We start from the raw sequence: 8,288 nt of genomic DNA, 5'->3' as shown, positions 1-8,288 counted from the left end.
ACCAAATATCTCGATACCTATTCATTATATAATGAATAGGTATCGAGATATTTGGTTAAAAAAATGAACCATATTTTTAAGGATTTATTATTTATGGTTCAAAAAAATAACCAAAAATATATTTTCTAAACTATAAATTTCCAAAAAATATAAAAGAACAAACATTTATATGAATAATAACATAAATAAATTTTATTATTATTGTTATTTTATAGTTATTTACTCTAACAAATTTGATAACAATAACGATAATAATAAAAAATAGTTATCGCAAAGTAGTTTGAATAAAAAACAGCTATTTATTTAATAGCTGTTTTTTATTCAAACTCATAAGAGAGTCAAATTATTGCAAATGCCATATATATATAAGGGAACCTAGGGAGTTACAGCATGCAACCCACTAGGTTCTTATACAATTTACATCCGAAAAGTAATCTTCAATTTGGAGGTTACTTTATGAAAAAAACATTATTAAGAACAATCGCAACCGTTGCTATAAGTATTTCATTCAATGCATCTGCACACGCTGCAACATTACACGTTCATCAATCAAGTATAGGATCCTGGAAAATGGAATGTGATGTTGTAACAAGTGGTAAATCATTAAAACAAATTAAAAATCTTGAAATCAAGTCATCAATATGGTCAATAACAAATAAAAAAATATATTATTTAAGCAAAAATACAGCAAATATAAAATTCACACGTCATTTGGCATCGTTAGCATACCATGAAAACATATCAATTAAATTTAAGGGTGGTAAGTTACTTGTTACTCATTAACTCTATAAATTTCGGTATGTGTTGGTTCTAACCAATTATCATTAATAAATATCGCTGTCCCCCACAAGCTAATCAAAACAACAACGATACTTGCAATATAAATAGTTTTATGGAATGAATTATATTTTGTATTCCTCCACATAACATATATTGGTAATACTACTCCTATAGGTGGAACCACAGCAGAAGCTAAAACAAGAATAAGTAAAAAAATACCTTCATTGGTATTTTGATAGAGTTGGGTATTCACTTTTCCCAGCTTTTCTTTTTGCTCCTTTATTTTTTTATTATTTAACTTAATTTGAGACTTCAACTCAGAATTCTTATTTACTAGATCATCAATCGAAACCTTATAAATGTCACTTAAACGAATAAGGTTATCAAGATCCGGATATACTATTCCACGTTCCCATTTTGAAACCGATTGTCTAGTAATGTGAAGAATTGTGGCCACATCATTTTGAGAATAACCGGTATTACTTCTAGCCTCTTTTAACTGTATTGCTAATCCGTTATCGATAAATATCACTCCTTTATTATGTTTTTTAATTACTGAAAAGAAATAATATCATATAAATAGTAAAACGAAATTATTTATTTTAACTTACAAACAAGACTTTTTACGTATAAATTGAGAGCCTAATGGTTGCATCTTTAAAAAGCAACCAATAGGTTCTTATCTTAAATTGTTAAAAATGCGACGATGTAACCATTCAATAGACGTATTGAATATCATTTGGATCGATTCAAAAATCATAATCATAAAAAGAAGAGGTTTAATTATGAAGAAAAAAATCACATTAATGACAATTGCAGCCGTGACTCTAACAATGAGCACATCAATTGCCCCATCAATAACATCGTTTGCATCAGATAATAACTTGCAAACTGTTTCTAATAAAACAAAGGACGTAAACACTACTGACACAACAAGCCTGTTTGAAAAAGCAGATAAATACGTTAGCTTGCAAGAAAATGGTACATATGCATTGTCTGAACAAGCATATACACAATTTAATTCAAAAGACATTGATCTTATTAAAAATCAAATTAGCAAAACAAACGACCTGCTTGCAAAAGTGAATACAGAATCAAACATTAAAAACAATAAAATTTCAGTATCAAAAAACGAAAAAACTGTAGACATTCTAATTTCACAAGAACAAGATGGAATTAACAACGGTCACGTTACTATTCAAACATACAAGGCGTCAAAACACCATGCGGGTGTAACCAAAATTTCTGTCAGATGGAATTATGCTAGAGTATGGGTAAGTAAATCAGCACTTAGAGATGGCGGAACACTTACTTTTGGATTAGCAGGAGTTTTCGTACCTAACAGAGCTTTAGCAGCTGCATGCGTTATTCTTGGATTTGCTTCTTCAAAAGCACCTGCAGGAATCCGTTTTGACTACAACTACTTTCAAGCTGCAGCTCACCATGGCCTCGGAGTATCAAACGTTCACTGGCAATAATTATGATAAAAGAAAAGTATTAATAGGAGATAAAGGCAGATGAAAAAGAAAAAAACATTACTAATTGAGTGTTTTATTGCGATAGTATTTATTTTGACATTTTTTTTAACACGGAATAATTTAAACATGTTTTGGATTATCATCACGCCTTTATTAATAGGCCAAATACTTTTTTTAAAAAAATAATAATCAACGTTAACCACGAGTTTGATAAAAACAGGAATCCTAAATAGATTCCTGTTTTTATTATCTTATTCCATTAAATTCAGATCATTGACTATGATATACTACAGTGATTCAACCGATTCAAGGGAGTGTGAAACGTAAATGAAACAGCAAAATGATAATAAAAAAATGAGTGAAATAGCTAATGAAATTGGGGTTTCAAAGGCAACCGTTTATAGAGCGATTCAAACATTATCTATTCACGAACAGTATTTAGATGGGCAAACAAAATACTACGATGAATCAGCTCAAAAGCATATAAAACAATACATCCGTCGCCCAAAACCAAACAAAAAAAAGTCAGAAAATGAATCGGTTAATGACAATAATAATAAAAACTACATAGGCTTAATAAATCAGTTAAAAGAACAACATACTTTTGATAAAAAACAATTGAGTATCAAGGACGATCAAATAAAAGAACTAAACAAATCACTTCAATACGCACAGGGCCGACAAGCAAAACTAGAAAACAGAATAGAAGAAATACAGTTATTGATACACACAAATAATATCAATCCGATGAAGAGCACTGAAAGTTCTCACTTTAGCGATGTAAAAGAAGAAATCGTTGAAAAAAAAGAGAAATCAGAAAATCAAAAAAAATCATGGTGGGAGTTTTGGAAATAAAAATATGTAACACAATAAATAATAGGTTAAAATCAAAAAAACTTTACCAATTCAAAATAGGTAAAGTTTTTTGTTTAAATTTAAAAACAAAAAAAGACGACTATTTCAGAAATAGACGTCAGTTAGCTCGCGAGTAGCAATCGCAATTCCATTAACCTAGCAGGGTTAGTGGCAATATCATTAGCAACGTGATATTCTTTATAGGTGGTTAGCACCACAACAATTTACAGCTCTAATAATACCTTCAAGCGGGTATTATATCAAGTATCAAGACTATAAAAACAAGGCAATAGTATATATACGTGGAACTTTTTGCACAGTAAAATCTGATACTTAAATACTAAAAACAATTGAACTGAAAAAATAAAAAAATGGTGCTGACCGCGAAAAATAAAAAGAATTTTTCGTGGCTTTTTTGTATGAAAGATTCGGAAAAGGAGCACCAAATGGTAGCAAACGACAAAAAACAAACAAATAGAGTCATTCAACTTAAAACAGATGAGAATGGAATTTCTCCAGAGTTAATGTATGCAAGAAAATACCTAAAATCTCTAACATCAATACCCAAAAACGCTAGTAAAGGTGTAGTTACATATTTAGGTGACAGAGGTACAGCGCGTCTATTAAGAGACGTTAAAACGTACGTTAATAACCTTATAGAAGTTTTGCCATATGAATGGTCAAAAAAGCTTTTAAATACTCCAAAAGGCGTTTTTAACATCGACTCAGGAAAACTTGAACCTCGTAATGGAAGATTCTTTCAGCAAGAAGTTACTGAATTTAACCCCAACGCAACAGCACCTAATTTTGAAAGATTTTTAGACGGTCTGAATTCGGATAATAACCCTGACATGGCAACAGACCTGTTACACATGATTGCTTATGCCGTTTTTCACGATAACAATCAAAAGTTTTTTGTTATTTTTCATGGCAAAGGTAACGATGGAAAAACAACCTTACAAACAGCAATCTCTCACGCTTTAGGAAGCTATGCATCCAAAATCCAAACAACAGCATTAAACTACCGAAAAGACCGTCGTTTCAATCCTGCAATTGGAGACATGAATAGGGCAAGGTACTTTTTTGCTAGTGAACTGAATGAGGGAACCATGCTTGATCACGCGCTACTAAAAGAAATTACTAGCAAGCCAAATGCTATTGTCCCATATGAAATTAAAGGATCAAATATCACTTCACACGCACATATTTCAGGTGTTCTGACACTCGACAGCAATTATATGCCATTACTAAGTGAAGCCGACCCTGCAATATTGCGACGAATTGCAACATTTGAATTTGAAAACTCGATTGACAAAACACAAATGGATTTAAATTTGACCGAAAAGTTAGAAAATGAAGCAAGTGGAATATTGAATTTAATAATTGCTTACTATGAACCAGATTGGATAATGCCTCAAAAATACTTTGAGAAAACGCAAGAATTACTAGAAAACCAAACCAGTGATAAAGACGAATTAATAAAATATGAATTTGAACAAACAGCAATAATAACTAATGATGACAACGATAGAATGAGACAAGCAGAATTACACTCATATTATGGCTTTACAAAGAACGGTATTAAGCCTAAAGACATAAAAAAGTTTTTAAAGAGCCAAAACATCAAAGAAAAAAAGAGCATGGGAATTCGTTTTTATGTTGGAATTAAGCCAAAATTTAACGATGCTAAATAGAAAAAAACATTCGATTTTATTCGAATGTTTTTTTTAGGGCAAAAAGGGCAAAGAATTTAGGGTTTAGCTTTCTACACACGTATTTTTTGAAATTCTGTAATATCGATTAATGCTTTAACACCAGTGGTTTACACTATATTTTAGTGATTTGTACTGTTCATATATCCCTACCCCATATTGCCCTTTTGCCCTATGTATTACATAACGTTGATATTCCTGAATATTTTTAGGGGCAAAGAAAGGGCAATAATATTTTTTTTATGCCCCTTAATGCCCTAATTTAGGGCAAAAAAGGGGCGTTAAGGGCGCAAAGGTAACAAATTTTTGCCCTGGACTTCAATCCTTGGTATAGATACATTTGAGCTAATTATATAGCTAGCAAAGAAGTTTTATCTTTGCCCTTTTTTAAAGCACTCTCTTTCAAGAGGCGTTCCCCTCTTGAAAACTCCCCCCGTTCGCCACGTGGCAGGGAAACAAATTGCTTTGTTTCCCGTCACAGACGGTGTTTTAACTATATCTGTCAACTCCTTATGCTCCCACGCTTCGCTCGTCCGCTACCGTTGACAGACGGCTTCAATTCTCGTCGATTGTTAGATTTAATCTTTAGTAGCAGCAGAACAGCAAAAAAAGGCAACGTGTTATAATTAAGTCGTTCGCAAGTTTAGTGCACCTAGTATTTGGGGTAGCTCCCCAAGTTAGTTAGGATAGTCTAGAGTTCTAGCTAACGAAAAAGGGCCCCAATTCATGGTTGGGACCCTTTTTGTTTATTTGGAGGATTTAGAATGGACAATTTGGAATATGATTTAAACAGAGATACTTTAAAATCTATTGAAGAGTACAAAAACGGTGATGTTGAAGTATTTGATTCTGTTGAAGAAGCGCTAGAAGCATTGGATCGTGACTGATTAAGCCCGCATTATTAACTAAAAAATAGAACTGTGTTAGAATATCGGTGAAGAAGATATAGCATAATTTGCACAGAAAAAGGGAACCCATGCAGGGGTTCCCTTTTTTGTTGCATATGGCGTTGGGTTGCTCTTCGCAATTAATGCCGGTCAAGCCATTTGTTAATCATATGGATTAACACACCGGCAAGAATTGAGCCAGCTAACTGGAGAAGATATAGCATAATAAGCACCTCCTTTCTGTATTGACAGAAAGGTTCGAGCAACGCTATTTAGTTTATCCAATGATGATTTTCAGTGCAACTCGCATGTCACGTTAATATATTTTGTGATTCAAGAAAAAAGTGTTCTATGAATACTTCCCTTATAAATCAGCGTAAGTGTAAAAAATGCATTTCATATATGAATAGATAGTTGATTTTTAGCTTATTTTGGTTCATAATATTAACCAAGAGCAACACTTAGGAGGGCACTAAAATGGCAAAGGTTAAATACTATAAAATCGCACCTAACGGGTTATTGTCAGATAAACAAACCAAATTATTAAAGTCATGGATTGGTTCAAAGGATAGACACATTAATCAGCGTGATTTAGTCGAAGCAATTGGCATTTCACGCAATAAGTTGTATCAATCTTTTGAACAAAATCCAGAGCGCCCTTTTGATGAACTAAAATTAAAGACTTTAAATAAATTATTGGACGTCTACAATGCCGATATTTTGCTTCCTAAGGACGAATCAACAAAGGCTGGTAAATTATCTAAGAAGCAAACTAAAGTGGCTAAAAAACGTATAAATGACTTGATTAGCAAGGTTGAGGAATAGAGTATGTTTAAAGTCAGTTATTTGGGTAGACCACAGCCGGCAGAACGTCCTCGTGCTAGGTTTTCCAACCAAGGGCATTATTATATTTACAACCCTCCTAAGTACGCGGAATATAAGCAAAAATTAATTGAATTTTTTAATGGTTTTGCTGAAGATCCGGAGCTAGTTAATTTATTTGATAAAAAGAAAATCCCCTATGGATTATCCGTTAAAATCGTTTTTCGTTTTAGCGTAAAGAACCCTAATGATAACCCTTTTTACACGTTGCGTCCTGATATTGATAATTTATTTAAAGGTATTATCGACAGTCTTTTCCAAAGTAAAGTCAATCAAGTTTTAGATGGCATTGAAACCGACAAAAACGGCAATCCAATTCATGATGAATTTGGTAATGATATTCCTCATTTCAAACAAAGAATTGACGATAGCCGGGTCGTTCATACTGAAATGTTAAAACTAAAAGCAACCGAAGAATCACCAGAAGGTTTTACATTAATCGTTCGTAATCTTGGATTGGAGGCGATTAGCTAATGAATTTTGACGAAATCCGAGGGAATGCTTTAGCAAATAAAAATGACTTTAACGAGTTAGCTGAATTAGCTCGTCAAATGTCTAGCGAAAAAGCTAATTTCTCTAGCGTGGTTGCCTGGTTTAGGAATCGCAAGCGTATGTTATCTAGGTCTTTTGAACCTATAAAAAATTCTATGAACACTAAAAAAAATGACGAAGTTGAAGAAATGGAAGCCATTGTTCAGTATGCCGAGCGTGCTTTATCTCTTACAGAAGACCAAGAGTTAGAGTCAGCATGGAAATTTATCGACCGAATTGAAAGTTATTACGACATGGATTTGGGCTTAAAATCCAATAGTCCCCAAGAGCAACTAGCTAATCTTGAAGAAGCGTTAGCAATGTATCAAAATACTCTCAAAGATTTGGTAGACCAAAGCGGTGATACTCAAATTCTAAATAATCGAATTGAACGCACGGAATCAATGATTCTAGACGTTAAACATGCAAAAGATTTAGATATTAGCACCATTAATTCTGATATTTACATTTGGAACGACACTTTAGATCGTTTAGACATCGATGTACCACATTTAGAACCAGTTCCCGATAATTACAACCGAGAACGAGTAGAACAGCTTAAAACGCAAATGAGAGGTGTTTTAGGACGTTTAAGGAACCGTTATTATCTCAATATATTTATCAAGCCATTTCAAATTGCTAAAAAAATAGCTCATGATATTAGTGAAGACCGAGGTCAGCGAGCTTTCGATTCACGTTATAACGAATTAATCGCAGCTAATGAAGAAGCTGTCGATATATTTAACAAAAAGTACTGGCAAATTACTGGAAATAGATGGCAACGAATTAGTACTAATCGCTGTGGATACGTTTCAGTCGCCCCAACTCACGACCCTATTTAACACTAAAAAAGCTATATATACATAAATTGTATATAGCTTTTTTTATTGCTAAAAATATCATTCAAAACGCTATACATAAGTATTTTTGACAATAAATATAAGTTAATAATTAACAATATATTTATGATTTATATTTTGAATAAAATTAAATTTGTAAAAATATTTTTATATAAAATATAAAATATAGAATATAGAAAATTATCATATTTTGGTTCAAAAAATGAACTATATATCATTTATTTTATCATTAATGTTCAAAAAATGAACCATAGATAGACAGTCCTATTCATTATATAATGAATAGGACTGTCTATCTATGGT

Annotated in this window: 9 protein-coding genes; 8 read left to right on the top strand and 1 reads right to left on the bottom strand. The window is 32.4% G+C overall.

The features are described 5' to 3' along the window. Window positions 1-456 precede the first annotated feature (456 nt). Entirely contained in the window at window positions 457-783 is a 327-nt protein-coding gene (locus FC56_RS00345; protein ID WP_054672086.1) for a hypothetical protein, read from the top strand. On the opposite strand, the gene FC56_RS00340 is transcribed toward FC56_RS00345, so the two are convergent. Further along, window positions 773-1,312 carry a helix-turn-helix domain-containing protein gene (locus FC56_RS00340; RefSeq protein WP_056977219.1) on the bottom strand — a complete coding sequence of 180 codons (540 nt, stop codon included), beginning with the start codon at window positions 1,310-1,312 and terminating at the stop codon, window positions 773-775. The two genes, FC56_RS00345 and FC56_RS00340, sit on opposite strands and share 11 nt — an antisense overlap. Before the next feature lie 253 nt (window positions 1,313-1,565). Here FC56_RS00340 and FC56_RS00335 point away from each other — a divergent pair, with 253 nt between their 5' ends. The 7 genes from FC56_RS00335 (at window position 1,566) to FC56_RS00310 (ending at window position 7,967) form a co-directional block, all read left to right on the top strand. Continuing rightward, complete coding sequence (locus tag FC56_RS00335; RefSeq protein WP_056977217.1) at window positions 1,566-2,258, top strand: hypothetical protein; 693 nt, start codon at window positions 1,566-1,568, stop codon at window positions 2,256-2,258. Between the two features lie 327 nt (window positions 2,259-2,585). Next, window positions 2,586-3,113, top strand: coding sequence for a hypothetical protein (locus FC56_RS00330; RefSeq protein WP_056977215.1), 528 nt, complete (start codon window positions 2,586-2,588; stop codon window positions 3,111-3,113). Between the two features lie 446 nt (window positions 3,114-3,559). Then, on the top strand, window positions 3,560-4,807 hold the full coding sequence (locus FC56_RS00325; protein WP_054672066.1) for a hypothetical protein: 1,248 nt from the start codon (window positions 3,560-3,562) through the stop codon (window positions 4,805-4,807). A gap of 782 nt (window positions 4,808-5,589) precedes the next feature. After that, a complete protein-coding gene (locus tag FC56_RS08240; RefSeq protein ID WP_263862239.1) occupies window positions 5,590-5,712 on the top strand; it encodes a hypothetical protein in 123 nt (40 codons plus the stop codon). Between the two features lie 477 nt (window positions 5,713-6,189). After that, entirely contained in the window at window positions 6,190-6,537 is a 348-nt protein-coding gene (locus FC56_RS00320; protein WP_054672072.1) for a helix-turn-helix domain-containing protein, read from the top strand. 3 nt (window positions 6,538-6,540) lie between these two features. Beyond that, entirely contained in the window at window positions 6,541-7,068 is a 528-nt protein-coding gene (locus FC56_RS00315; protein ID WP_056977213.1) for a RusA family crossover junction endodeoxyribonuclease, read from the top strand. Next, the gene (locus FC56_RS00310; protein ID WP_056977210.1) at window positions 7,068-7,967 is read left to right on the top strand and encodes a hypothetical protein; all 900 of its coding nucleotides are present in this window, start codon (window positions 7,068-7,070) and stop codon (window positions 7,965-7,967) included. The genes FC56_RS00315 and FC56_RS00310 overlap by 1 nt, the downstream gene beginning before the upstream one ends. The last annotated feature ends 321 nt before the right edge of the window (window positions 7,968-8,288 follow it).

Origin of the sequence: Lentilactobacillus senioris DSM 24302 = JCM 17472, from assembly GCF_001436555.1 — a bacterium.
Taxonomy (GTDB): domain Bacteria; phylum Bacillota; class Bacilli; order Lactobacillales; family Lactobacillaceae; genus Lentilactobacillus; species Lentilactobacillus senioris.
The sequence above is the reverse complement of the archived record's forward strand: the minus strand, read 5'-3'. Positions and strand labels throughout refer to the sequence as shown.